Source organism: uncultured Selenomonas sp. (assembly GCF_963528755.1).
Classification (GTDB): Bacteria; Bacillota; Negativicutes; order Selenomonadales; family Selenomonadaceae; genus Selenomonas.
Genome location: NZ_CAURXA010000006.1, coordinates 125,735 through 151,442, shown reverse-complemented (window position 1 = coordinate 151,442; position 25,708 = coordinate 125,735). Strand labels below are relative to the sequence as shown.

Below are 25,708 nucleotides of genomic sequence, written 5' to 3'. Positions count from 1 at the left end.
CTCCTCAGAGCGGCCTGACGCAGTTTCTCAGCTCATTGCTCTTTGCCGGCTGTCCGCGCCTCGCAATTCACATATTCTTCGTGGCTCGCATAGGCGCTGTGATTGTGAATGGACTCGAAATTCTCGCAGGAAAGCGAGAACCAAAAGAGTCCGGGCAAAGGACGCAGGGCGAGCACGAGGTCGCGCAGGATGTCCTCGACAAACTTCGGCTGCTCGTATGCCTTTTCTGTCACATACTTCTCATCCTCACGCTTCAACAGCGGATAGATCGGGCACGATGCCCGCTCTTCCATGAGCACGGCGAGATCCTCGATGAAGATGCACGGCGCGGGCGGCTTGAACTCGACGACGGCCTGCAGAAGACTCCTCTGATTGTGCGCACCGTAGCGCGAGATCGCCTTGCTGCACGGGCAGAGGGATGTCGCAGGCACGGTGACGCCGAGACGGAACGACATCACCTCGCCCGCACGCTTTTCGCCCTCGAAGAAGCAATCGAGGTCAAGCACGGATTTCTTGCCGCTCGCCGGCGCTTCCTTCTCGATGAAATACTTGAAGGAAAGGCGCAGTTTCGCCGTCTCCGCTTCAAGACGATGAAGCGCCTCCTGCAGCATGGCTTCCATCTCTTCTTCCGCTACGGGCTTGTCGCACCACTGCTGCAAGATTTCCAGGAAGCGGCTCATGTGCGTGCCCTTGTACTCCTTGGGAAGAGAAACCGTAAAGAGGATGCGCGCTGTGACCTGTTGGAAATCACCCGCCTTCGTCTTGATGCGAAACGGCAGATGGGCGTCCTTGATGCCGACATGCTGTATGTCGATGCCGCGCATATCCGCGCTTTTCTGTATGTCCTTCATCATCGTTTCTTCAGCGTCTTTCATACTCGATCGGATCTTTTATGCCGGCAGCCGCGAAGCCCTGCAGACGCAGTTTGCAGCTGTCGCAGATGCCGCACGCCTTTTTGCCGCCGTTGTAGCAGCTGTGCGTGAGCTCCAACGGCACGGCAAGACGCGTCGCCAAGCGCACGATGTCGGCTTTGGATAAATTCTGCAGGGGCGTGACGATCTCGATGCGCTTTCCTTCGGAGGCCGCCTCCGTCGAGTAGTCCGCGACGGCCTGAAAATGCCGGATAAATTCGGGACGGCAGTCAGGATAGCCCGAATAGTCGACGCTGTTGACGCCAATGTAGACGGAGCGCGCGCCGATGGTTTCGGCATAGCCGAGCGCATAGCTCAAGAAGATCAGATTCCGTGCGGGCACGTAGGTCACGGGAACCGACGTGCGCGAAACGTCGCCCTCGGGCACAGCGATGCTGTCGTCCGTCAGGGCCGAACCGCCGATCGCTTCCATGTTCGTCTCAATGATCAGATGACGTTTCACTTTGTAAAAAGCTGCAATCTTCTTCGCGCCTTCCAGTTCGATGCTGTGGCGCTGATGATAGTCAAAACTGATGGGATAAAGTTCTTTCCCCTGCTCCTTTGCGACGGCCATGCAGGTCGTCGAATCAAGTCCGCCCGAAAGCAGCACTACCGCCTTTTCCATTCGCGTTTCCTCCTCCCTCAGCCGCGAATCGCTTGAATCGCTTTTTCTATATCGCTCGCACCATAGACGGCAGAGCCTGCGACGAGGATGTTCGCCCCCGCCTCTCTCACGAGCGGCGCCGTCTCGGCATTGATACCGCCATCGACCTCGATGTCGAGAGCGAAATCATTTTCTTCCACCGTATGACGCAGAAGCGCGATTTTTTCGAGCATCGACGGAATGAACTTCTGTCCGCCGAAACCTGGATTTACCGTCATGATGAGCGCCATGTCGATATCTGCCATAAGTTCTTCGAGCATGACGAGCGGCGTCGCAGGATTGAGCGCGATGCCCGCCCTGCAGCCGAGAGATTTGATCTCCTGTACAAGGCGATGGGCATGACGCACCGCCTCGATATGAAAGGTGATGACGTCCGCACCAGCCTCGACGAAGGAGGCGATCTGCGCTTCCGGGCGCTCGACCATCAGATGCACATCAAAAACCGCCGCAGAGCATTTGCGAAGCGACTTCACGACGGGAGCACCCAACGTGATGTTCGGCACAAAAGCGCCGTCCATGACATCGATATGGACATACTCCGCCCCCGCAGTTTCAATGCGCTGCACCTCATCGGCAAGATGCGCGAAATCCGCCGAGAGAATCGACGGCGCCACTTGAATCATCGATATACCTTCTTTCTCCGTACACTCTGCTGCAGCATTTCCAAATAGGAAGCATAGCGCGAGTCTGCAATCTTTCCCGCCTGCACGGCTTCTTTGACAGCGCAGCCCGGCTCGTGGCTGTGCGTGCAGGGCTGAAATCGGCAAGCGCCGAAAAAGGAACGAAATTCGGGAAAAAGCTCCGGGAGCGCACAAGGCTCGATCTCGGCAAGTTCCGTAGCGCTGAAGCCCGGCGTATCGACGAGGAATCCTCCGGCGAACGGCAGAAGCTGCGCCGTTCGCGTCGTATGCCTGCCGCGCTTGATCTTCTCGCTGACAGCGCCCGTAGAAAGGGCGCTGCCCGGTGCGAGGCAGTTCAAGAGAGAGGATTTTCCCACACCCGATGAGCCGGCAAACACGCTCGTCTTTCCCTTAACAAGAGACTGCATGTCTGCCACGCCTTCCCCTGTAACAGTGGACAGCAGGCATACGGGATAGCCAATTTCACGATAGAGTGCGGCGAGTGCAGGAATCTCCGCCCCATCACCATCCAGCAGATCCATCTTGTTGATGCAGAGGATGATACGTTCGATCTTCGACCACTCGGCGAGCACGAGAAAACGGTCGATGAGCACAGGATTGATATCCGGCTCGCGCGCAGCGAAGACGAGGACGACCTGATCGATATTGGCGACCAACGGGCGGCGCAAAAGGCTTCTTCGCTCACAGCGCCGCTCAATGACGCCCGCGCCGCCTTCCGTAAGCTCAAGCTCCACGTCATCGCCCGGCACGACGGCAATGCGCTCCTTTTTCAGGCGGCCTCGCAGCTTCGCCTCCACAAGTCCCTCTCGTGTCGCCACGTAGAAGAAACTATTCTGCGCTCTGAGCACCTTTCCCTGCAACAAACCGTCCTCCTTTCCCACTTGCTAGCGGTTCGACTTGCCGCCGCTTGCGTCCTTGCTCGGCGTCTTGTCGCCTGCATTGTCGTCCGACGCGCGCTCCTTCGTCTTCGAAGACTTCTTTTCCGTCTCGGCGGCAAGCACAAGGTCAACCGCCGTGCCTTCTTCCACCTCGCTGCCTGCCGCCGGGCTCTGCCGCACGACCGTGCCTGCCGCCTGCGAACTCGCTTCCTTCGTGACGGAGCCTACATGAAGTCCGCGGTTCTTGATCGCTTCCTTGGCGCTTGATTCCGCGCCGCCGACGACGCTCGGCACGGAGACCTTGCGCGGCCGCTCGCCCTTGCTGATCACGAGGTCGACGACCTGCCCCTTGCTGATCTTCGATCCCGCACGCGGATCTTGTCCGATGACGCTCCCCGCAGGCTGCGAGGAGAACTCTTCCGTCACGACGCCAAGTTTCAGACCCGCTCCGGTCAGCTTGCTCTCCGCCGCTGACTTCTGCATCCCCTTGAGTTCCGGCATACTGACCTCCTCGCCGCCCTTGCTCACGTAGATGGTCACGAGGCGCTCTTCTTTGACCTTCGAGCCTCCCTCAGGATCTTGCTTGACCACCTGTCCTGCCGGTATATTGGAATCGTACATCTCCGCGATGTCCACGCGCAGTTTCTTGTCCTCCAGCTTCTGCTTGGCGACGGCCAGCGTCTGTCCCGTCACATCGGGAACGACGACTTCCGCACCGCTCCAAAACTTCCCATAGGAAAGGAATGCGCCTGCAAAGAAGCCAAAAAACAATACGAGGAACAGGACGAAAAGAAAGGCCTTGGAGCGGTACGCCTTCTTCGCTGCACCGCCATGCCCGGCATCTGGCACATGCACGGACTGCCGCTCTTCCTGCCCGTGTCTTGACAAAAGAGATGAATCGACCTCGGCCTCGCGCACGCGCGGCAATACCTGCGTCGCATAGGGATCGAGCAGCGGCGATGCCGAGCCGCCAAGCATCGCCTCATCCTGCGCGATCTGCCGCACGACGGTTTCACTGTCGGGGCGCCGGCTCGGATCCTTTGCCATCAATTCCGCAACGAGAGCCTCGACGAAGGGCGGAATTGACGGGTCGATGGCGCAGACGGAAAGAGGTTCTTCCTGCAAGTGCTTCAAGGCGATGCCGACGGGCGTTTCGCCCGTGAAGGGCAGCTCGCCCGTGAGCATTTCATAGAGAACGACGCCGAGGGAATAGACATCTGACTTCGGCGTGATCGAAGCGCCCTTCGCTTGCTCCGGCGAAAAATAATGCACGGAGCCAACGATGTTGCCTGTATACGTCGACGTGACCGAGCTCACGGCGCGAGCGATGCCGAAATCGGCGACCTTGATGCGCCCGTCCTCCATCACGAGGATGTTGTGCGGCTTGATGTCACAGTGGACAAGACCGTTCTTGTGCGCATGATGCAGAGCCTCGGCAATCTGACGCGCAATGGCGAGCGCCGTGGCAACGGGCAGGCGTCCGCCCGCATCAAGCTCTTCGCGCAGGGTCTGCCCCGAAACGTATTCCATAACGATGTAGTGGGCGTTTCCCTCCTGCCCGACATCGTAGATATTGACGATGTTGGGATGCGACATCTTCGCGGCTCCCTGTGCTTCAGCTTGAAAGCGTGCTACAAACTCGGCGTCACTCGCGAATTGGGCGTGCAGCACCTTGACCGCGACCGTTCGATCGAGCAGTTTATCGTGCGCCTTATATACATCAGCCATGCCGCCGCTTCCAACAAGCTCCACAAGCTCATAGCGATTGCCTAAAATGCGTTGTTCCATGGCACTGCCTCCTAATCATCTTGCAACTTTTCCAACAGCTTCCGTGCGATTGGTGCAGCTTCTGTGCCGCCTCCGCCGCTGTTTTCCACAAGGATGGCAAAAGCCACCTTTCGACCTTTTATTTCCGCCGAGCCGATGAACCACGCATGATCCTCGCCCGAATTTTCCGCCGTGCCCGTCTTGCCCGCTACGCGCACGCCACGGAGTGCCGCCGCCGTGCCCGTGCCTTCCTGCACGACCTCCTCCATGAATCCATGAATCAAGGAGGCTCGCGCCGCCGTCGTAGCCTCGAACCACTTCTCGCTTCGATGCTGTTCGAGTGTGATGCCGTTGGGCGTCACGACACGTTCGACCATGTAGGGCTTCATTACGACACCGTCATTTGCAAACGCTGCGGCGAGCAGCGCCATGTGCAGCGGCGTGACGAGAAGCGTGCTCTGCCCAATGCCGATCTGAGCCGTATCTCCTTGACCGAGGGAAGCGAAGTCGGGCAGATGCGCTGCCGCCTCCGCCAATTCGCCCTGCGCCGTCTCCTCAAAGCCGAAACGCCGGAAGGCGTCCGCCAGTTTCTTGCCACCCAGGCGCAGCGCAAGCGAGCCGAACGTCGTGTTGCAAGACTCAATCAAGGCGTGCTCCACATCGATCCTGCCGTGCACAGCGCCGTGGCTCTCGTGGATGACCGAATCCCCCACTTTGAGCGCTCCCGTGCAGTCGAATACTTCCTTGCTGTTCGTAACGCCGTTTTCCAACGCCGCATCGAGAATCAATGGCTTGATGGTCGATCCAGGCGGATAAAGACCTTGCAGCGCACGGTTTACGAGAGGACTTTCCTTGTCCTGTCTCAGGCTATCCCACTGCGCTTGAATATTGGACGGATCGAACGAGGGACGCGATGCGAGTACGAGAACCGCCCCGCTTTCCGCATCGAGCATGACGACAGCCCCGCGCCGTTCTCCCAGCGCCTCGTATGCCGTTTCCTGCAGTGCGGCATCGAGCGTCAGATAGACATCGTCGCCGCGTGCAGAGGCGAAAATTTGCGCGAGCGGCCCCAATCGCCCGAGAAGGCGGCTGTGTCCCGAAAGCTCTGCCCCCTTATAAGCCTCGATGCCCGTGCTGCCGATCGTATCATCAAGATAGCCCGTGACCGACGCCATGATCCGCCCGTAAGGATAGCGCCTTTCGCCCACATTGGGGCTGAGCGCGAGAACTTCACCCTTTCGATCAAGGATGCTGCCGCGCAGCACGCTGTCCTCGGCGAGAGCCGCGCGGCGATTCAGCGGATGCTCTGCGAGCCGATCCGCTTCCCAGACCTGCAGATAGACGACATAAAGCGCCAGGCAGGAAAATGACAGGAGCAAGAGGATGGCTGTGCGCAGGATATACCTTGTATTATTTCGCTCAACCATGGCGATTCTCCTTTTTGGAAAGCACAGTCAAAATGCCGAGCAGCATGAAGCTGGCGATCATGGAACTGCCCCCGTAGCTTACAAAGGGAAGCGTGATGCCCGTCAGCGGTAAGAATTTCGTCACGCCTGCGATGATGATGAAAGCCTGCAGGAGAAACACGACTGCGATGCCGGCGGCAAGCAGCATGCGCGTCTCTTCCCGGCAGGCGAGCGCGATGCGTATGGCACGATAAAAAAACAGGGCAAAGACGAGCATGACGCCCAGGGAGCCGAGCAGCCCCAGTTCTTCCGCAATCGCCGCAAAAATAAAATCCGTATGCACTTCGGGAATCAAATTGGGATGACCGTGCGCAAAACCTGCGCCCCAAACGCCGCCCGAGCCGAGCGCAAAGAGGGACTGCACGACCTGATAAGCGCTGCCCGAAGGATCGCTCCAAGGGTCGAGCCAGATGTTGAAGCGCACGCGCACATGGGAAAAGAACGAGTAACTGAGCGCGGCTGCGCCAAGAAAGAACGCGAAGGCAAGCGCCACATAAGATTTTCGACCCGTAGCCATATACGTCATGGAAACAGCTATGCCAAAAAAGAGCAGAGCCGAGCCGAGATCGCGCTGCACGACGAACATCAAGATGGCGATGCCCCAGATCAGTAGGAGCGGTGCAATGAAGCGAAGCACGGGCAGCTTCAGCCAAAGAAGCCTGTGCCTGGGCAGCGTCAATACCTCCCGATGCTCCGTCAGATAGGCGGCAAGAAACATGATGATGATGATCTTGCCAAATTCCGATGGCTGCACGGCGAAAGGGCCGAAGACGATCCAGTTGCGGCTGCCGCCGATCTCCGTGCCGAAAAAGAGCGCCGAGCACAGGAGCAGAAGGCAGAATACGCCCAGAAGATATGGATAGGAAAGGAGGCGAAGAAACCTCTCTCCAAGAAAGACGAGGAAAAGATAAACGATCAGACCGAGCAGCAGCCAGCGCATCTGTGTCAAAAAGAGCGCGGGCTTCAAGCGTCCGATCATGATGAGGCCGAGACTTGCGAGCAGCATGGCCGCAGGGAAAAGCGTCAAGTCCGTTCCATCTCGTCTGCCCAAAATGAACTGCGTGAAGAATGCACCGACGATGACGGCCGCAAGCCAGGGAAGCAGCAAAAGATCCCCCGTCAGACGATGTGCAAGAAGCAGTACGCCCGTGCCCAGCAGCAGGATGCCGAGCGGAGGCAGCAGCAGGTGCAGCTTAGCCTCTTTCATCGCATTCCACCACGATGGCTGTGATATTGTCGAGTCCTCCTGCCAGAAGTGCCAGCTCGATGAGAGTCCGTGCCTTGTCCGCAGACTCTCCCTGCAGAGTCTCGCGAATGGCGGCTTCTCCAACCATATTCGTCAATCCGTCCGAGCACAGGAGAAAGATGTCGCCCGCCTCAATCGTGAAGCTTCCCGTGTCGACGACAAGTTTTTCTTCCACGCCGACTGCACGCGTCAGAAGATTTTTTTTCGGATGATTCCTCGCCTCCTCTTCCGTGATGGAGCCTCGATCGACGAGATCCTGTACGAAGGAATGGTCGCGCGTGAGCCTCCTGAGCGCACCCTTTCGCAGAAGATACAGGCGGCTGTCGCCCACATGCGCCCAATACGCCGCATTTTCCCTATACTGCAAGGCGACGACCGTCGTCCCCATGCCCTTTCGGGCTTCACTCGCTGCCGCTGCACAGAGAATCTTGCTGTTCGCTGCCTGTACGGCGTGAAGCAAAGCTTTCTCGCCACATTCATGCACAGCATCGGAAAACATCTCAGCAAATACATCGACGAGCATCGCGCTCGCCACCTCTCCTGCGGCATATCCCCCCATGCCGTCCGCCACGACATACGTATCAGGCGGTATGAAGGCGCATGCATCCTCGTTGCTCTCGCGCACCTTTCCCCTGTCCGTCGCTTTCGAGACTTTCAAAAAAATCACCTCTCAAACCTCAGTGTCACAAAGCCGATGCGTATGAGATCCCCCGGCTTCAGATAAGCCTTTCCCTGCAGGATCGCATCGTTTAGATACGTGTGGTTCATGCTGCCCATGTCCTCGATGACATACTGATTGTTTACAAGACGTACGACAGCATGACGGTGCGATACGAAGGAATCGGGAATGCGGATGTCGTTGTCGGCGCTGCGCCCGATCGTCAGTCCCTGCGTGAAGGCGAAGCGCTTGCCAAAAAGCGCTTCATCGCCTGCCTCCACGACGCTGAGCACGGCTTCGTCAGGCAATATCTCACGCGGCTTTATTTCCTGCCGCAAGACCTTGGCGTCTTCAAACATCGCCTGTGCCAGGCGTGCGATAAAACGAAAGAGCAGCAGCAGGACGCCGTATTGAAAAGCTACGCTCAGAACGCGCAGCAAAAGATCTGAACCCGGCAATCATATCACCTCATAGCGCAGGACGGAATTTCCAATCTGAATCTCATCGCCATGCCGCAGCCATGATTCGAGCACGGGACGTCCGTTGAGAAGCGTGCCGTTCGTGCTGTCCTCATCCTGCAGGAAATGGCGATGCCTTTCATAACGGATGGAGGCATGGACGCGCGAAGCGTTGGGATCGGTCAAGATGAAATCACTTCGTTCACGTCTGCCGAGAAAGATCTTTTTCTCGCCGAACGCGAGGTAAGAATCGAGATCCGCCCCTTCCACAACCGTGAGCGAAGCGATCTTGTACTCCGTCGGCAAATCGAGCGGCACTTGGAAAGACGGTCTCTGCAGAACGATCGTGTGCTGCTCCTTCACCGCCTGCGCCACACGCTGCACCATGTCAGAATATGATGCCTTCACGCGGCACAGGCCGAGAGAAAGTTCCACATCCTTCTGGATGTTGATGGCAAGTTTCCCATCCATGAAGGCATCGAGCAGGATGACTTTTTTCTCCGCCAAGATGTGAAGATCATCGAGGAAGCGCTGTGACGAAAGGTGGTGGCAATCTTCCTCGTTCATAAGGATCGTATAGGCATTGGGCAAGATCCATTCTTTCTTCCCTTTCTTCCCTTTTTTCACCCGCTGCTTCGCATTCGCGATTTCTTTTTCGAGCTTCTTCTCCACCTCGATCGGTTCAAGGGCGCTGCCAAACTTCTTATTGAAGAATCCTTCGATATGATTTTCCAAAAATGTTTCCCATTTGGTAAAAGCCATGGAATCCCTCACAATCTATTACTGCTCTTCGTTCTCGGACATGTGGCGGTTGCGCAGTTGTCCGCAGGCCGCCTGTATGTCAGCGCCCATCTCCCGACGTACCGTGGCCGTTATGTGACGGCGCGTGAGCGCACGACAGAAGGCTGCAGTGCGCTCCTCGGACGGCCGCTCGAAGCCCCGCTCCTTCACAGGATTGATGGGAATGAGGTTGACGCTTGCAAGTTGTCCTGCGAGAAGTTCGGCTAATTCCCGAGCCTCCCGCTCGCCGTCGTTCACGTCACAGATGAGGATATACTCGTATGTGACGCGCCTCCCCGTCTTTTCCGCATAGCGTTTTCCTGCCGCGACGACGTCCGACAATGGATACTTGCGATTGATCGGCATGAGTTCGGAACGAAGCTCCTCGCGCGGCGCATGGAGCGAGATAGAAAGCGTCAGAGGCATACCCTCTTCGGCAAGACGGTCTATAGCGGGAACGATGCCCGAAGTAGACAGCGTGATGCTGCGATAGCTGATGTTCAGCACGTATTCTTCATGCAGCAGGCGCAGGAAATCCACGACATTTTCATAGTTCATCAAAGGCTCTCCTGACCCCATCAGGACCATGGTGTCGACCTTCCCGCCTTGCGATTTCAACATCTCCTCGATGAAGAGAACCTCGGCGAGCATTTCCCCCGCCGTCAGATCACGCGCCAATCCATGCAAGGTCGATGCGCAGAAGGAGCAGCCCATATTGCAACCCGCCTGCGTCGATATGCATATACTGTTGCCGTAAGGTTGACGCATGAGCACGGCTTCCACGGCCGCGCCGTCGGAAAAGGCGAGCAGGAACTTGCTCGTCCTGCCGTCGGCGGCGTCGAGCCTCGCGCGCAAAAGAGGCGTGTCGATCGTGTACCTCGTCTCAAGTTCCGTGCGCAGGGACTTTGGCAGATTCGTCATGTTGGAAAAACGCTTCGCACATTTCCTGTAGAGCCATTCCGCCACCTGCCTCGCGCGGTATTTTTCCAAGCGCAGGGCAGCGAAATCCTCCTGCATCGCTTCGAGCGTCATGCCGAAAATGTTCTTCATGCATTCACCTTCTTCTCATGCGGGCGATGAAGAAGCCGTCCGTGCCGTCTCGCTGCGGATAAAGCTGCAGCATCCGCTCGGGGCGCTTTTTCAGCGGCAGGAGTTCTCCTGCATTCTCCAAGCTGAACTCTTCGTGCCGCGCGAGGAAGTCCTCCACGACGGCTTCATTTTCCTCGCGCTCGATCGTGCATGTGCTGTAGACGAGCACGCCGCCGCTTTTCACGGCTTCCGCAGCAGAGCTGAGAATTTCCCGCTGCAATCGTGCGAGAGCGGCGAGGTCGTCCGGCCTCTTTCGCCAACGCGCATCGGGCTTTCGCCGCAGGACGCCGAGTCCCGAGCACGGCGCATCGACGAGCACGCGGTCGGCTTGGCGCGGAAAGCGCCTCCCCGCCTCGCGCGCATCAAGGAGCAGAGTTTCCACCGACTTGATGCCGAGCCGCTCGCAGTTTTCCACAATGCGGCGCATCTTGTGCTCATGCACGTCGAGTGCGACGATGCGTCCACGGTCGCCCATAGAGGCGGCGATATGCGTCGTCTTGCCGCCCGGCGCACTGCAGACGTCGAGCACGAATTCGCCCGGCTCGGGCGCGAGGACGTGCGCCACGAGCATCGAGCTTTCGTCCTGCACCTGAAAAAGCCCCTGCTGCAAAGATTCCAGAGCGTCGAGAGAGCCGTGACGAAGGCAGAGGATTCCTTCAGGTGTCCAAGCGGAAGGCTCCGCTTCCACGCCCTCTTGCGAGAGGCGTTCGAGAAGCTCGTCCCGCGTAATCTTCAAGGTGTTCGTACGCAGGGAAAGCGTCGCCTGCGCATTGTCAAATTCGCAGAGCGCTCTTGCCTCTTCATAGCCGAACTGCTCAATCCAACGTCGCACGAGCCATTCGGGATGCTGCAGGGACAGGGCAAGATTTTCCGCTTCATGCGCCTTGCCCGTCGGGAATGTGGCCTTCTCGGGTTCACGAGCCGCCGTGCGCAGAACGGCGTTGACAAACTTCACCGTGCCCGCATGGCTGCAGCGCTTCGTCATCTCCACCGCCGTATTGCAGGCGGCAGAGGCAGGCACGCGCGCAAGGAAAAAAAGCTGGTATATGCCCAAACGCAAAATATCCCGCACCATGGGCGGGATCTTGGAAAGCGGACGGTTCAAGTAGCGCCGCAGAATCCAATCGAGCGTACCGCCCGCCTTCGCCGCGCCGTAGACCAGTTCCGTTGCAAAGCGGCGATCCACTTCGGAGAGTTTCGCGGCACGCAAAGACCGCGTCAATGCCACATTGGCATAAGCGCCCTTTTCATTCACTTCATGAAGCGCCTTGAGCGCCGTCTCCCGCGCCTTGTCCATAGCTCCTCCTCATTTTTGCCCGTCACCCTCGTCTTCGGGCACATTCTTCTCCTTCTTCGCCGCATCGTCGTCAATCAAGAATTTCTTGATTTCCTCACGCACCTTCTCAATATCGACGTGCGTATTGAAGCACGGGCCGTTCGGCCGTATGTTCAGAACGCCGACGGCCGGAAGAGGGTAAACGTCCTGTATGCCGCTCGTCAAATCACGCTCACAGGCAATCGCCATGACCGCCTTCGGGCGAATCTTCTTGACCGTCTGGCGCGCGAGCGTGCCGCCCGTCACGATGAAGAAATGGAAACCCATCTCATCGGCAAGATTCACGAGAGCGCCGACGTCGCAGCCGCCGCAGCGCTTGCAGTTGTGCGGGTCGCGCGTAATCTTGTGCGGGCAAGTCGCAAGCTGCAGGCAATGCGGCGTGACGACGAGAAGCTCGTTCGCATGCACCTTGATGCCGCGATGGTGGATGATCTGGTTGCTGACCTCGATGAAGGAGCGTTCGATGCGTCGCCGGTTGAAACCGAACACCTTGCCGATCATGATGGCTACGGGAAAGAGCAGATTGATCAGCGTGTACGATTGCTTCTGAAAAATATGCAGAAACGGCAGTCCGAGAATCGCTCCGACCATGCTCAAGATGCCGAAACCCGTGAGAAATACGACGCTCGCGAAGAAGATACCGAGCACGAGCGGCAAATAGGCATTGATTTCGAGCAGACCGAGGTAGCTCACGCGCCAGACGGCATAGGCGAGAAACGTCATGCAGAGGAAGCTCAATGACAGAAGTGCCATGAAGAGTCTCTTGTGCGGACGCTCAAGCCCCGGTATCACAGATGTCAAAACGATTCCCTCCTTTCCTCAACGCAGATGCGTCATTCTGCATCGAAATCGAAGTGTGCGGGCAGCTGCAGCCCGTGGCCGCGCACATAGTCGCCCGCCGCCATCTTCTTCTTGCTCGGTGCCTGCAGTTCCAGTATTTCCAGCATCCCCTCGCCCGTGCCGACGAGAAGTCCCTGCTTCGTCACGGAAACGATTTCGCCGGGTTCTGCCGTGCCTTCGGCAAGGCGCGTGCGCCAGATTTTGAACTTCTGCCCCGCCAGCATCGTGTAGGCGCCTGGCCACGAGTTCAGGCCACGCACGAGATCATGAATCTCCTGCGCTGATTTCTTCCAGTCGATACGCCCCACCTCCTTGTCAAGAAGCGGCGCGTATGTGGAAAGCGCATCATCCTGCGGCGTGCGCTTGAGTGTTCCCTCCGACAAGGAAAAAAGTGTCTTTTCCAAGACATCCGCACCGAGCTTCATCATCGCATCGTGCAGTTCGGCAGCCGTCATCGCCTGCGTGATCGGCAGCGTTTCCCGCAAGAGCATATCGCCCGTATCAAGACCTTCGTCCATGAACATCGTCGTGACGCCCGTCTCCTTCTCTCCGCGCACGATCGCCCACTGCATCGGCGCCGCACCGCGATAGCGCGGCAGGAGCGAAGCGTGGACGTTGATGCAGCCCAAGGGAGGCAGAGAAAGAATCTCCTTCGACAAGATCTGCCCGAAGGCGACGACGACGATGAGGTCAGGCGCGAGTCCGCGCAGGACGTCGACGAAATCCGGCGCTTTGACGCGCACCGGCTGATAGACCGCGATGCCATGTTCTTGAGAGAACACCTTGACGGGCGGCGGCAGAAGCTTCTGCCCGCGCCCCTTGGGTCTGTCCGGCTGCGTCACGACGGCAACGACATCGGAAATCTCTACGAGACGCGCGAGGCACGGCACGGCGAAATCGGGAGTTCCCATGAAAATCACACGAAAGCGCTTCATGACTTTTGCTCCTCTTCCTTGCGCAGGCTCTGCGCCACGTCGATGAAGAGCACGCCCTCCAGATGGTCAAGTTCATGCTGGATGCAGCGCGCCAAAAGCCCCTTCGCCGTGATATGCTTGCGCTTGCCGCGCCGGTCGAGAAACTCGACCTTGACCTTCGCCGCGCGCTCGACCTCGCCGAAAATTCCGGGCACGCTCAGGCAGCCTTCCGAATCCGTTTCGCTTCCCTCACGAAACGTGATCTTCGGATTGACGAGCTCGATGATTCCATCGCCTATATCGATGACGACCATGCGCAGAGCCTCACCCACCTGCGGCGCAGCGATGCCGATGCCGTTCGCCTCGTACATCGTTTCTGCCATGTCATCAAGCAGTTTCCTGAGCCTTGCATCGACACGTTCCACGGGAGCGCAGATTTCCTTCAAGACAGGCGCTCCCGCCTTCTTTATTTCCAATAACGACATGCCTCATTTCCTCCAAAAGCTATGATTCTGAAAACTACACCGACCCTCGCACCTCACGACAGGCCCAGCCCATAGATGCGATTTGCAGCGGAAAAGAATACCTTTTCCCACTCTTCCTCGGGAACGATCTCTTTCATGAACCGTATGTAATCCGCCAAATTCGCCAAGGGCCAGTCCGTACCGAACATGATGCGGTCATAGCAGTCGAGGTATTCCAACCAATCCGTCAGCATGCGCATATACCCTTGCTTCTTTCGATAGAATCGCTCGGCGTCAACAATCTTTCCCTCCAAAAGCCCCGAAAAGTCCACCGCGACGTTGGGGTTCTTCTCCACGACGCCCACGGCGTCCAAGAGCCACGGGTTGCCAAAGTGGCACATGACGAACTGCACGCGCGGCCAGCGCACGGCGGCCTCATCGAGCACAAGCGGATGACTGTACTTTAAAAGGCCGTCCGTGGAAGCTGTCAGCCCCGTATGGATGGCGACGGGTTTGTCGTATTTTTCCGCCAGCGCATAAAACGGTGCGAGAGCTTCTTCGTAAACGTAGAAATGGCGATAGCCCGGATAGAGCTTGATGCCGACGCATTGCCTGCGCTTGAGGTTTTCCTCGACGAGCGCGATCTGCTCCTCCGGCGAGCGCTCCTCGCCCAAGGTGTCAAGACCGATGCAATAACTGAGAAAAGCCGGGTAGTCATGCTCCTTTGGCTCAAGGCTCTTGTTCCCCATGACGACGCCATGCACGATGCCGAGACGCTGATAGGCGTCCTCCAGATGCTCTGCTGTATTTTCATGCCCTGCAGCAAGGGCAATCTCGTCAAAGTAATCTTCCTTGCAAAAGTGCAGGTGCGCATCTATGATTTTCATAAAGTATATCCTTTCGCATAGCGAGAGCCTTTCATTCTGCCGAAAGCTCCTTCCTATCATAGCACAAGACGCGTGAGAAGAAAAGAAACGGAAGTTACGGCAGCATGGATAAACTCTTCGCTACACATCGAGCACGCCGTAGTGAACGGGACTGTATTTTCCCCCTGCAATATGGGAAAAGCCCAGGCGTGCGAATTCCAGGCTGCGGCTGTTTTCCTTCAGCACGACGCGCCGTCTCGCCACGCGGCACGCTTCGGCTACGGCGGAAAGGGAGACGGGCGCGGATTCCGCCAGAAGGCGCAGCGGCGCGAGCTGCACGCTGTCCTTCAGAGGATGCCGAAACATCGGGTCGAAGTAGACAACATCATAAGAATCATCGGGAAGCGTTCGCAGAAAATCCTCATAATCTGCCCGCCGCACCTCAACTCGACGCATGGCGGCGTGCAGATCGTAATTTCCTGCCGAGAAGTGCGCGAGTCCATGGCGCACAATCTCATAAATCAACGGGCTTTTCTCAAGCGCCGTCACCTTGCCGCGCTCCCCTGCGATGAAGCTCGCCGTGATGGAATCGGCGCCGAGGCCGAGCGTACAGTCAAGCACCGTGTCCCCCTCGCCGATTCCCATCGCTTCCACCATATGATCCTTTTGCCCGCGCCCCAGTTCCCTGACACGCACATGTGCCATATTGGGATGGAAAAACAATTCGCCATCGGACGTTTCCAGGCGCAGACCGCCCTTCTTCACCACGAGCACGAAGAGCACTCCGTACTGCGCCCGCAAGTCCTCATACGATACATGCCTGCGCTTGACGAAGGGGATTCCCAGCCGCTCTGCAGTCTCTTGGGCGAGCAGGCAGTCCGCCTGGCGGCTCTTGTAGCCCGTCGTGACAATCGCCAAGTTCTTCTCTTCCATCCTGCACCTCACGTCCGTTTGAACATCTTCGCCAATTCTTCACTGCTGAACTTCAAGATGGTCGGGCGTCCATGCGGGCATGTATAGGGACGCGCCGTCTGCGAAAGCTCCTCCAAGACGATCTGCATCTGGCGAAAATTTAGCTCGTCACCCGATTTGATGGCTGCGCGGCACGCCATTGTAGCGAGACACGCATGGCGGATTTCCTGCGCCGTCGTCTCGTGCATGTCATAGAGTCTCGCGAGGATTTCGCGAACCATATCCTCTGCTTCGGATACGGGAATGTCCGCAGGGACTTCCTTCAAGCGGAAATCGCGCTCACCGCAGGCCTCCATGTCAAAGCCCAGACGGCGGAACAGCTCCTGATTCTCCGATACGAGCGCGGCTTCCCTCGCATCGAACGACAAGATCGGATGCACGAGAAGCTGCTGTGACGGGATGCGCTCCGCCATGGCGGAAAACTTGTCATAAAGGATGCGTTCGTGCGCCGCATGTTGATCGACGATGTAGAGGCCATCCTTGTCCTTCGCGATGATATAGCAGAGATCGACCTGCCCGATCGGCGTGATGCTCGCATGGTAAAGACCGGCTTCCGACACGTCGGCAAGCGGCATCTCTGCGGCTCTTCCCTGCGGCTTATATGACGCGTCCCGCGCCTCGTGCACGAGTCCTCCGTCAGCGGAGGCGACGTCGTGTGCGCTGTATGCCGCACCTTCGCCCTTGAGGACGCTCTGCGCCTCAGCGAAACTCATCGCCGCCGGCGCGGGTGCTGCTTGGTAAGGATTCTCCGTATATCTGATACCAAAAGAGGTCTTGGCCGAACCATTCCCGGCGAAATGTTCCTCCTCCGATGCCTGAGCGGCTGCGACAAACTGCATCGGCTCCATCGCATAGCGGCGCTCGACATTCTGCACGGAAGCTGCCACGTCCTCAAGCGTCTGCCCGACGGGTCGGATGGCGTCGACCACTGCCTTGTAGACCGCCTTGAAGATGCGCCCCTCGTCCTCGAACTTCATCTCGCTCTTCTGCGGATGGACATTGACGTCGACGGAGCGCTGCGGCACAGTGATGTTCAAGACGACCATGGGAAAGCCCGATTTCGGCAGGAGCGAGTGATAGGCGTTGTCGATCGCCTTGGCAATCGCCTTGTTCGATATGATGCGGCTGTTCACGATGAAGGTCTGCCAAGCGCGGCTGCTCTTGAGCATCGAAGGCTTCGTGATATAGCCCGTAATCTTGACGTCCTCATCCTCGAAGGAAAGCGCCAGAAGTGCGTCGGCGACCTGTGAACCGTAAATGCTGCGAATGGCATCAAAGAGCGAACCGTTTCCCGGTGTCATCGCTGCCGTCTTATTATTGCTAATGAGACGAAATGCTATGTCGGGGCGAGAAAGCGCGAGCTTCGTCATAAAGTCGCTGATGCGCCCGCCTTCCGTATGCGTCGTCTTGAGGAACTTCTTGCGCGCGGGCGTATTGAAGAATAAGTCTTCGACCTGGATCGTCGTGCCCAGACTGCATCCCGTCTCGCCGATGTCGTGCGTGACGCCGCCGATGATGCTCACTTGGGTACCGAGTTCTTCGCCCTCTTTTCGCGTGCGCATACGGAAGCGGGAGACGGCGGCTATCGTCGGCAAAGCCTCGCCGCGAAAACCAAGCGTCCTCAAGGAATAGAGATCGCCAACCTCCTGAATCTTGCTCGTCGCATGACGCTCGATGGCAAGTTTTGCATCTTCCAGGCTCATACCGCAGCCATTATCCGTCACGCGCATGAGGCTCGTGCCACCCGCCATAATTTCCACTTCGATCTTCGTCGCTCCCGCATCGATCGAATTTTCTACAAGTTCTTTGACGACGGAGGCAGGGCGCTCCACGACCTCACCCGCCGCGATCTTGTTGATCGTATTGTCGTCGAGCACATGAATCCGGCTCATCGCTTTCCCTCCTCTCCCTTCACCTGCTGCTGCAGACGGTACAGTTCATTCAAAGCTTCCAACGGCGTCATGGCCATGACATCGAGCGACAGAATGGTATCACGCAGGGACGGGGCGAAGAGCGAACCCATCAAGGCGGCTTCTTCCTGCGGCGCCGCTTGCTCAGGCGCTTTCGAGGAAACGGCGATGCCCGCGCATTGCTCGATTTCATCGAGAATTTCCTGCGCCCTCTGCGTGACGTTCTTTGGCAGACCCGCCAGACGCGCCACATGGATGCCGTACGACTTATCCGCACTGCCCCGGATGATGCGGCGCAGGAAGGCGACCTTCGCGCCGCGCTCCTTGACCGCGATGCAATAGTTCTTTATGCGTTCGTCTTCCATATCCGTCAGTTCATGATAATGCGTGGCAAACAGCGTCTTGGCATGAATCTTGCTGCGCATGTATTCGACGACAGCGCGCGCGATGCTCATGCCGTCGAAGGTGCTCGTCCCCCTGCCGATCTCATCCAGAATCACGAGGCTGTCCTTCGTCGCATACTTCAAGATCTGCGCCACCTCATTCATCTCGACCATGAAGGTGCTCTGCCCGCTGACAAGATCATCGCTCGCCCCGATGCGCGTGAAGATGCGGTCAACGGGAGAAAATGTCATCTCCTTCGCCGGCACGAAGCTGCCGCTCTGCGCCATGAGCGTCAAAAGGGCGACCTGGCGCATGTAGGTCGACTTTCCCGCCATATTCGGCCCTGTGATGAGCATGATCTCGCATTCTTGATGGTTTAGTTCGGTATCATTCGGCACGAAGAGGTCGTTCGTGAGAATACGCTCCACGAGCGGATGCCTGCCGTCGCGAATGGAGATTTCTCCGTTTGCTGCGAGTTTGGGACGCACATAGTTATAATTGTTCGCGGCTTCGGCGAGACTTGCGAGCACATCGAGGACGGCGATGTGCTGCGCCGTCTGCTGGATGCGGCTCAGATCCGCCTTGATCGTCTCGCGGATCTCCGTGAAAAGGCGGTATTCGATCTGGACAATCTTTTCCTGTGCGCCGAGGATCTTCGTTTCAAACTCCTTGAGTTCCTCCGTGATGTAGCGTTCGGCATTCGCCAATGTCTGCTTTCTTATATAGCGCTCGGGCACGAGATCGGCGCCGCTGCGGCGCACCTCGATGTAGTAGCCGAAGACCTTGTTGTAACCGATCTTCAGGGTTTTGATTCCTGTGAGTTCTTTTTCACGCTCCTCCATCTGCTGCAGCATCTTCTTGCTGTCATGCGAGATATGGCGATACTCGTCGAGTTCCGCATCATAGTTTTCCTTGATGATGCCGCCTTCTCTGAGGGAAATGCCCGGTTCTTCCACGATGGCACGCTCCAAGAGCGATACGATTTCTTCAAATAGCGCGACGCCGCCCTCTGCTTCGCGCAAGAGCGGTGCAGAGACTGCGGCAAGCCGCGCCTTCAAAGGAGGCAATGCCCCGAGCGACAGCTTCAGCGCAACGAGATCTCGCGCATTCGCCGTGCCCACTTCGATGCGCGTCAAAAGGCGCTCGAAGTCAAAAATTTCCCGGCAATGCGCCTGCACATCCTCTCGCAGGGAAAAGTCTGCGGCAAACTCCGCCACGCCGTCCAAGCGCCGCTCAATCTTCTCGCGGGAAAGTAGCGGATATTCGAGCCACTTGCGCAGGAGGCGGCTTCCCATCGCCGTTTTCGTGAAGTCGAGGACGTCGAGCAAGGTATCTTTCTTGCCGCCGTCACGCAGATTGCGGATGATCTCCAAATTGCGCAAAGTATATGTGTCGAGGACGAGGTTTGCGCTCGCATCGAGGTAGATCAGGCGGTTGATATGCGAAAGATCTGTCTTGACCGTCTCATGCAGATAGTCAAGCAGGACGGCGACCGCCTTTTGTGCAAATTCACGCCGCGGCAAGGAATCCTTGTCAAAGTGCTGTGTCAGACGCAGCTTCCAATCGGGGAATGCAGTCTTTCGATGCGTCAGGGCGCACTTCGGCATCCGAAGCGCGAGGAATTCGTCGAGTTCATCGCGGAAAGTAATTTCGCCCATCAGGATGAGTTCCGGCATCATCAGGCGATAAAGCTCATCGAAGAGCATCTGCCGCGCGGCCTTTCCCTCATAAATGCCGTAGAAGCACTCGCCCGTCGAAACATCGGCGGCGGCGAGTGCGAGCGCTTCCTCTTCCTCAAAAATCAGAGCTATATAGTTGTTCTGCGCATTGTGCAGCGAGGATTCCGCGAGCACTGTGCCGGGCGTGACGATCTTTATGACCTCGCGTTTCGTAAGCCCCTTCGCCTTCGGGTCGCCGATCTGCTCAGCGATGGCGACCTTGTATCCCTTGTTGATGAGCTTCGCAATGTAGCTCTCAGCGGCATGGTACGGAACGCCGCACATCGGCGTCTTCTCCTTGTTGCCGCTGCGGCTCGTCAAAGTCAGCCCAAGTTCCCGAGAAACGAGCTTGGCGTCATCGAAGAACATCTCATAAAAATCGCCGAGCCGAAAGAACAGTATCTCGTCGGGATGCCGGTTCTTCGTTTCCAGATACTGCTGCATCATCGGTGTGAGTTCCATAAAGCCTCCTAAAGCGCTCTCGAACAAGAAAAGGGCAGCCTATGCCGCCCCCGCCCTACTGCAATTCACCCTTGAGCACCCATGTCTGCGGCTGCGTGATGCGCACGCGCACGATGTCGCCCTCAGTTTCCTGACCCTTTTTCTGCCACAGGACGATCTTGTTCGTCCCCGTCCTGCCCGTCCACACATCCTCATCGGTACGGCTCGGCCCTTCCGCCAGAACCTCCTGCACCGTTCCTTTGAGCGCCGCATTCTTTTCCAGACTGATTTCATTCTGCACCTCCATGAGGCGGTGCAGACGTTCCTTCTTGACGGAATCTTCCACCTGCGCCTCCATCGTCGCAGCCGGGGTGCCCGAGCGCTTCGAGTAAAGGAACGTGTAGGCGGCATCGTAGCGAATTTCCCGCAGGAAGTCGAGCAATTCCCCAAAATCCTCCTCTGTCTCGCCCGGAAAGCCGACGATGAGATCCGTCGTGAGACTTGCGTCCGGAACAGCCGCGCGAATCCGCTCGACAAGAGAACGATAGGCGTCCTTTCGATAGACGCGGTTCATCGCCCGCAAGATTCGGTCAGAACCATGCTGCACGGGCAGATGAAAATGCGGACAGATGTGCCTGCCCTGCTGGACTGCATCTATGACAGCATCGCTGAGATCCTTGGGATGCGAAGTCATGTAACGCACGCGCTCGACGCCCTTGACCGCATCGACCATGAGCAGAAGTTCCGCAAAGCTCGCAATCTTGTGATCCTTGCCGTAGGAGTTGACATTCTGTCCCAGGAGCGTGATTTCCTTGAAGCCCTGCGCTGCCGCCTCTTCCACCTCGCGCACGACGTCCTCCGGCCGGCGGCTGTGCTCGCGGCCGCGCACATAGGGAACGATGCAATAGGTGCAGAAATTGTTGCAGCCGTACATGATGGGCACCCAGGCGGAAAGCCGTCCCGTGCGCTCGATCGGCACGTTCTCGGGCAGCGGCGCATCGCCCAACAGCACATCGACGACAGGACCGCGCCTTGCGGATTCAAGCCGGCGAACCGTCGCCTTCAGCTCATGCACCTTGTTCGTTCCAAGCACGAAGTCGATGTGCGGTGCACGGCGAATCAAGGCTTCGCCTTCCTTCTGCGCCATGCAGCCCGTGATACCAAAGATGAGTGCGGGATTCGCGCGCTTGATATGCTTGATCTCGCCGATCTTCCCGTAGACCTTGTCCTCCGCCGTCTCCCTCACACAGCATGTATTCAGAAGAATGAGATCGGCGCGCGCCATATCCTCCGTGCGCTCGTAGCCAAGCGTCGCCAACTGGCCTTCCATCCGCTCCGCATCGGAAATATTCATCTGGCAGCCATAGACGCCGATAAATGCCCTCTTCTTCTGCAAGATACCATTTCCCATGAAAAATTGACGTACTCCTTACAAAACTGAAATCTGCGTATCATTATATAGTATTTTTCTTGAAATGTCATATTATTTTCTCATGACGTTCCAAGAGGTCAAGCCGAAGCCACCCCCAACTACATGAAAAGTTCCATCTGATCGCTCGCATCCATATCGGCAAGGCAGCCGTGCGCCTGCAGCGCCTCGATGCACGTCTTCGATACGCCCGTGCGCTTCTTGATGTCCTCGATGGACGTGAAGAGTCCGTCCTTTCGCGCCTCGACGATGCTGCGCGCGGCAGAAGCTCCAACGCCGCCCAAGGAGGCGAGCGGCGGCAGGAGGGATTTCTCGTGGAGCACGAAGCGCTCCGCTTCGGAGGCGTAGATATCGACGCGCTCCATAAAAAAGCCTCGAAGATACATCTCCCAAGCAAGCTGCAGGACGATGATCGTCGCTTTTTCCTTGATGTCGGGCGCTTCCTTCGCCTCCAATGCGTCGAGCTGCTTCTTCACATAGTCCTTGCCGCGCGCCACGACATCAGCGTCAAATTCCGCCGCACGAATCGAGAAATAGGCCGCATAGAAGGCGAGCGGGTAATGCACCTTGCAGTAAGCGATGCGCCAAGCCATCATGACGTAGGCGGTCGCGTGGGCGCGCGGGAACATGTACTTGATTTTCTGACACGCCTCGATGTACCATTCGGGGATGCCTCCCTCGCGCAGAATCTTCACCGTCTCTTCCTTTATGCCCTTGCCCTTTCTGACCGATTCCATCGTCTGAAAGGAAAGGAGCGGATCGATGCCGCTGTGAATCAAGTACATCATGATGTCATCTCGCGCCGATATGGCTTCGCGCAGGGTACATTGACCGCTGCGGATAAGATCCTGCGCATTGCCGAGCCAAACGTCCGTGCCGTGCGAGAAGCCCGAGATACGCACGAGGTCGCTGAAGCACGACGGATGCGTATCGTCGATCATCTGGCGCGTGAATCCCGTTCGGAACTCGGGGATGCCGAACGTGCCCGAATTCGCTCCAAGTTCCTTGGGATCAAGCCCCAGCGCCTTCGTCGAAGAAAAGATGCTCAGGGTCGCCGGATCGTCGAACGGTATCGTCTTGGGATCGCGGTGCGTGAGGTCTTCGAGCATCTTGATGACCGTCGGGTCATCGTGTCCGAGGATGTCGAGCTTGACGAGACGGCTGCTGATTGAATGATAGTCGAAATGCGTCGTGATCGTCGTCGTGTTCTTGTCGTCGGCGGGACGCTGGATCGGCGTGAAAAAGTGTACGTCCATATTGCGCGGCACGACCATGATGCCTGCAGGATGCTGTCCCGTCGTGCGCTTGACGCCCATGCAGCCGGCGGCGAGACTCGCGATGTAGGCATTGTGCTTCTTGACGCCCTTCTCCTCAAAGAACTTCTTCACATAGCCGAACGCCGTCTTGTCAGCGACTGTGGCGATCGTGCCCGCGCGGTAGACGTTGTCCTTGCCGAAAAGCTCTTCCGTATACTTGTGTGCCACGGGCTGATATTCGCCCGAAAAATTCAAATCAATATCGGGAACCTTGTCGCCGTCAAAGCCGAGAAATACGGCAAACGGGATGTCGTGCCCGTCTTTTAGGAGCTCCGTGCCGCAGACGGGGCATTTTCGGCTCGGCAGATCGTAACCGCAGCCGACGGAGCCGTCCTCGACGAATTCGCTGAACTTGCAGTGCGGGCAGCGCCAATGCGGCGGCAGAGGGTTAACCTCCGTGATGTCGGTCATCGTCGCCACGAAGGAAGAGCCGACCGAGCCGCGCGAGCCGACGAGATAGCCGTCATCGTTCGACTTCTTGACGAGGCGCTGGGCAATGAGGTAGAGCACCGAGAAACCATGCCCGATGATCGGCGTAAGCTCCTGCTTCAAGCGGGCTTCGACGACCTCGGGCAGGTTCTCGCCGTAGAGGGAACGCGCCTTGCGGTATGACATATCGCGGATTTCCTCCGCAGCGCCCGGAATCATCGGTGAATAAAGTTCATCGGGAATGGGCTTGAATTTCTCGATCATGTCGCTGACCTTGCGCGGATTCGTCACGACCGCCTCGTAGGCGGCTTCTTCGCCCAGATAATCGAACTCGGCGAGCATCTCCTCCGTCGTGCGCAAAAAAAGCGGCGGCTGCAGTTCCGCATCCTCGAAGCCCTTGCCCTTCATGAGAATCGCGCGGTAGATCGCATCCTCGGGATTGAGAAAATGGACGTCGCACGTAGCGATGAGCATTTTCCCGAGTTTCTTCGCCAGCTCCGCCACCTTGAGATTGATGCGCCGCAAGTCCTCGTCATCCTTGATGTGCGGGAATTTGTCGCTTCGCACTAGGAACTCATTGTTGCCGATGGGCTGGATCTCAAGGTAGTCGTAAAAACTCGCGATTTCCAGAAGCTCCTCTTCGGGCTTCTGCGCGACGATGGCGCGGATCAGCTCGCCCGCTTCGCAGGCAGAGCCGATGATGACATCCTCGCGGTATTCCTCAATGATGTGTTTGGGAAGGCGCGGCTGACGATGCAGATATTTCAGATGCGACAGCGACACCATCTGATAGAGATTGCGCAGGCCGTTCAAGTTCTTTGCCAGAAAAATGATATGGTTCGCGTGTTTCTGCTCAAAATCCTCCTGGACAAGATAGCCTTCCATGCCGTATATGACCTTGATGTCGAGCTTGGACGCCGCCTTGGCTGCATCGGGGAACGCCTGTACGACGCCATGATCGGTGATGGCGATGGCAGGCCAGCCCCATGAAGCCGCCGTCTTGATCAGCGTTTCCGCTGAGACCACGGCATCCATGTTGCTCATGCGCGTATGTGCATGAAGCTCGACGCGCTTGACCTCGGACTTGTCCTCGCGCTTCGGCTTTTCCACTTTCTGCATCGAATCGACGAAGAGCATGAACTCGTTCTGGAACGTGTCAAAGCGAATCGCGCCCTTGACGCGTACGAGCATCCCTTCTTTCACGGAAGCCAGTGCCTTGTCGTATACTTCCTGCTCCTTTTCCTTGAAGAACTTCTTACAGCTGATACCATTCGTCGCATCGGCGAGATCAAAGAGCAGCAGCTTCGTGTTCGTCTTGAACTCCCGTGAACTGACGCGCCCGATCGTACCTGTCAGGATGACGTTCTTCATCTCGCCGTCAGTGTCGTCGATGGAAATCGCTTCGCCCGTAAACCTCTTGCCAAAAATCAAGTCTGCGCCATGCCCCGCCGTCCGCGTCATGGGCGCTGACCGATGCGCCGAAGCCGCAGACGCTTTTTTCGGCTGTGCCGCAGAAGGAGCCGCGGCAGACGCTTCTTTCTTCTGCCGCAGATTTTCCTCATAGACGCGATCCATCATGAGGTCGCCATCCTCTTCCAGGATGTCGTATTCCTCGTCAAGCGCCTTGTACGAAACGGTGCAGCGAATCGTGAGCATCTTCTCGATGGCCTTCTGCAGGAGATTCGGCACATCGTGCGCGCGCAGAATCTCGCCCGAAAGCTCACCCTTGACCTCAAGGAGCAGACTGCTCCCGTCGAAGATGCGCTTTGCATTCTTGAGCAGATGGAGCACCGTCGGATTGCCGTTGGCGGCAACGAGGCAGAGTTCCTTCCATGTGCGCTCAATGGAAGCCTCAATATCGAGAACGTCCTGATAAAACACAAGATTCTCGATCTGCACCCGCTTCTTGATATATGCGCCCACATAGTCGAGGAGGCTCGTGCGGATGAATTCCTGCGTCTGCAGCAGAATCTCCCAAGAGTTCCCTTTCAGAGAAATCTCCACATGCTTGACGACGGCGGCAAAGAGAAGCTTCTGCTCTGCTTGCGTAAGCTCGATGCCCTGCGTGAGTTCGCGCAGGATATTTCTTTTTTCCGGAACAATACATAGCTTCTTCTGCATCATACGCGCC

At 57.5% G+C, this 25,708-nt stretch carries 21 protein-coding genes; all 21 read right to left on the bottom strand.

The window, feature by feature from the left end:
- Positions 1-32: 32 nt before the first annotated feature.
- Positions 33-854: a GTP cyclohydrolase FolE2 gene (gene folE2 / locus RWS31_RS08635; RefSeq protein WP_314597705.1), complete on the bottom strand. Its 822-nt coding sequence runs from the start codon at positions 852-854 to the stop codon at positions 33-35.
- Positions 855-861: 7 nt separating this feature from the next.
- Positions 862-1,536, bottom strand: coding sequence for a 7-cyano-7-deazaguanine synthase QueC (gene queC / locus RWS31_RS08630; protein ID WP_314597568.1), 675 nt, complete (start codon positions 1,534-1,536; stop codon positions 862-864).
- 17 nt (positions 1,537-1,553) lie between these two features.
- A complete protein-coding gene (rpe, locus tag RWS31_RS08625; RefSeq protein ID WP_314597565.1) occupies positions 1,554-2,198 on the bottom strand; it encodes a ribulose-phosphate 3-epimerase in 645 nt (214 codons plus the stop codon).
- Positions 2,195-3,079: a ribosome small subunit-dependent GTPase A gene (gene rsgA, locus RWS31_RS08620; RefSeq protein ID WP_314597563.1), complete on the bottom strand. Its 885-nt coding sequence runs from the start codon at positions 3,077-3,079 to the stop codon at positions 2,195-2,197. Before rsgA ends, rpe begins: the two co-directional genes overlap by 4 nt.
- A 21-nt stretch (positions 3,080-3,100) precedes the next feature.
- Positions 3,101-4,882, bottom strand: coding sequence for a Stk1 family PASTA domain-containing Ser/Thr kinase (gene pknB / locus RWS31_RS08615; RefSeq protein ID WP_314597561.1), 1,782 nt, complete (start codon positions 4,880-4,882; stop codon positions 3,101-3,103).
- An 11-nt stretch (positions 4,883-4,893) separates the two neighbouring features.
- Positions 4,894-6,288: a penicillin-binding transpeptidase domain-containing protein gene (locus RWS31_RS08610; RefSeq protein WP_314597559.1), complete on the bottom strand. Its 1,395-nt coding sequence runs from the start codon at positions 6,286-6,288 to the stop codon at positions 4,894-4,896.
- Entirely contained in the window at positions 6,281-7,534 is a 1,254-nt protein-coding gene (locus RWS31_RS08605) for an FtsW/RodA/SpoVE family cell cycle protein (RefSeq protein WP_314597557.1), read from the bottom strand. Before RWS31_RS08605 ends, RWS31_RS08610 begins: the two co-directional genes overlap by 8 nt.
- The gene (locus tag RWS31_RS08600; RefSeq protein WP_314597555.1) at positions 7,521-8,240 is read right to left on the bottom strand and encodes a Stp1/IreP family PP2C-type Ser/Thr phosphatase; all 720 of its coding nucleotides are present in this window, start codon (positions 8,238-8,240) and stop codon (positions 7,521-7,523) included. The genes RWS31_RS08605 and RWS31_RS08600 overlap by 14 nt, the downstream gene beginning before the upstream one ends.
- Positions 8,237-8,689: an FHA domain-containing protein gene (locus RWS31_RS08595; protein ID WP_314597553.1), complete on the bottom strand. Its 453-nt coding sequence runs from the start codon at positions 8,687-8,689 to the stop codon at positions 8,237-8,239. Before RWS31_RS08595 ends, RWS31_RS08600 begins: the two co-directional genes overlap by 4 nt.
- Positions 8,690-9,451 (bottom strand): DUF3662 and FHA domain-containing protein, encoded by a 762-nt coding sequence (locus tag RWS31_RS08590; RefSeq protein WP_314597551.1) that lies wholly within the window; start codon positions 9,449-9,451, stop codon positions 8,690-8,692.
- 18 nt (positions 9,452-9,469) lie between these two features.
- On the bottom strand, positions 9,470-10,519 hold the full coding sequence (gene rlmN / locus RWS31_RS08585) for a 23S rRNA (adenine(2503)-C(2))-methyltransferase RlmN (RefSeq protein WP_314597550.1): 1,050 nt from the start codon (positions 10,517-10,519) through the stop codon (positions 9,470-9,472).
- A 4-nt stretch (positions 10,520-10,523) separates the two neighbouring features.
- Entirely contained in the window at positions 10,524-11,855 is a 1,332-nt protein-coding gene (gene rsmB / locus RWS31_RS08580) for a 16S rRNA (cytosine(967)-C(5))-methyltransferase RsmB (protein ID WP_314597549.1), read from the bottom strand.
- A 9-nt stretch (positions 11,856-11,864) separates the two neighbouring features.
- Positions 11,865-12,695 (bottom strand): DUF116 domain-containing protein, encoded by an 831-nt coding sequence (locus RWS31_RS08575; RefSeq protein WP_009645200.1) that lies wholly within the window; start codon positions 12,693-12,695, stop codon positions 11,865-11,867.
- A 32-nt stretch (positions 12,696-12,727) separates the two neighbouring features.
- Positions 12,728-13,669 carry a methionyl-tRNA formyltransferase gene (gene fmt / locus RWS31_RS08570; protein WP_314597546.1) on the bottom strand — a complete coding sequence of 314 codons (942 nt, stop codon included), beginning with the start codon at positions 13,667-13,669 and terminating at the stop codon, positions 12,728-12,730.
- The gene (gene def / locus RWS31_RS08565) at positions 13,666-14,133 is read right to left on the bottom strand and encodes a peptide deformylase (protein ID WP_006192413.1); all 468 of its coding nucleotides are present in this window, start codon (positions 14,131-14,133) and stop codon (positions 13,666-13,668) included. The genes fmt and def overlap by 4 nt, the downstream gene beginning before the upstream one ends.
- A gap of 53 nt (positions 14,134-14,186) precedes the next feature.
- Positions 14,187-14,999, bottom strand: a complete 813-nt coding sequence (locus RWS31_RS08560; protein WP_314597544.1) for an amidohydrolase family protein — start codon at positions 14,997-14,999, stop codon at positions 14,187-14,189.
- A gap of 120 nt (positions 15,000-15,119) precedes the next feature.
- Entirely contained in the window at positions 15,120-15,911 is a 792-nt protein-coding gene (locus tag RWS31_RS08555) for a class I SAM-dependent methyltransferase (protein ID WP_314597541.1), read from the bottom strand.
- Positions 15,912-15,919: 8 nt separating this feature from the next.
- Positions 15,920-17,842 (bottom strand): DNA mismatch repair endonuclease MutL, encoded by a 1,923-nt coding sequence (gene mutL, locus RWS31_RS08550; protein WP_314597539.1) that lies wholly within the window; start codon positions 17,840-17,842, stop codon positions 15,920-15,922.
- Positions 17,839-20,424: a DNA mismatch repair protein MutS gene (gene mutS / locus RWS31_RS08545; RefSeq protein ID WP_314597538.1), complete on the bottom strand. Its 2,586-nt coding sequence runs from the start codon at positions 20,422-20,424 to the stop codon at positions 17,839-17,841. The genes mutL and mutS overlap by 4 nt, the downstream gene beginning before the upstream one ends.
- Before the next feature lie 55 nt (positions 20,425-20,479).
- Positions 20,480-21,814 (bottom strand): tRNA (N6-isopentenyl adenosine(37)-C2)-methylthiotransferase MiaB, encoded by a 1,335-nt coding sequence (gene miaB / locus RWS31_RS08540; protein ID WP_314597536.1) that lies wholly within the window; start codon positions 21,812-21,814, stop codon positions 20,480-20,482.
- Between the two features lie 119 nt (positions 21,815-21,933).
- Positions 21,934-25,701, bottom strand: coding sequence for a PolC-type DNA polymerase III (locus RWS31_RS08535; protein ID WP_314597534.1), 3,768 nt, complete (start codon positions 25,699-25,701; stop codon positions 21,934-21,936).
- Between the last annotated feature and the right edge of the window lie 7 nt (positions 25,702-25,708).

Coding starts and splice junctions, on each gene's coding strand:
- queC (WP_314597568.1), bottom strand. CDS start 1,536: ATGGAAAAGGCGGTAGTGCTGCTTTCGGGCGGACTTGATTCGACGACC.
- RWS31_RS08560 (WP_314597544.1), bottom strand. CDS start 14,999: ATGAAAATCATAGATGCGCACCTGCACTTTTGCAAGGAAGATTACTTT.
- mutS (WP_314597538.1), bottom strand. CDS start 20,424: ATGGAACTCACACCGATGATGCAGCAGTATCTGGAAACGAAGAACCGG.
- RWS31_RS08590 (WP_314597551.1), bottom strand. CDS start 9,451: ATGGCTTTTACCAAATGGGAAACATTTTTGGAAAATCATATCGAAGGA.
- rpe (WP_314597565.1), bottom strand. CDS start 2,198: ATGATTCAAGTGGCGCCGTCGATTCTCTCGGCGGATTTCGCGCATCTT.
- pknB (WP_314597561.1), bottom strand. CDS start 4,882: ATGGAACAACGCATTTTAGGCAATCGCTATGAGCTTGTGGAGCTTGTT.
- def (WP_006192413.1), bottom strand. CDS start 14,133: ATGTCGTTATTGGAAATAAAGAAGGCGGGAGCGCCTGTCTTGAAGGAA.
- RWS31_RS08610 (WP_314597559.1), bottom strand. CDS start 6,288: ATGGTTGAGCGAAATAATACAAGGTATATCCTGCGCACAGCCATCCTC.
- rsmB (WP_314597549.1), bottom strand. CDS start 11,855: ATGGACAAGGCGCGGGAGACGGCGCTCAAGGCGCTTCATGAAGTGAAT.
- folE2 (WP_314597705.1), bottom strand. CDS start 854: ATGATGAAGGACATACAGAAAAGCGCGGATATGCGCGGCATCGACATA.
- fmt (WP_314597546.1), bottom strand. CDS start 13,669: ATGAAGCGCTTTCGTGTGATTTTCATGGGAACTCCCGATTTCGCCGTG.
- miaB (WP_314597536.1), bottom strand. CDS start 21,814: ATGGGAAATGGTATCTTGCAGAAGAAGAGGGCATTTATCGGCGTCTAT.
- RWS31_RS08535 (WP_314597534.1), bottom strand. CDS start 25,701: ATGATGCAGAAGAAGCTATGTATTGTTCCGGAAAAAAGAAATATCCTG.
- mutL (WP_314597539.1), bottom strand. CDS start 17,842: ATGAGCCGGATTCATGTGCTCGACGACAATACGATCAACAAGATCGCG.
- RWS31_RS08555 (WP_314597541.1), bottom strand. CDS start 15,911: ATGGAAGAGAAGAACTTGGCGATTGTCACGACGGGCTACAAGAGCCGC.
- rlmN (WP_314597550.1), bottom strand. CDS start 10,519: ATGAAGAACATTTTCGGCATGACGCTCGAAGCGATGCAGGAGGATTTC.
- RWS31_RS08605 (WP_314597557.1), bottom strand. CDS start 7,534: ATGAAAGAGGCTAAGCTGCACCTGCTGCTGCCTCCGCTCGGCATCCTG.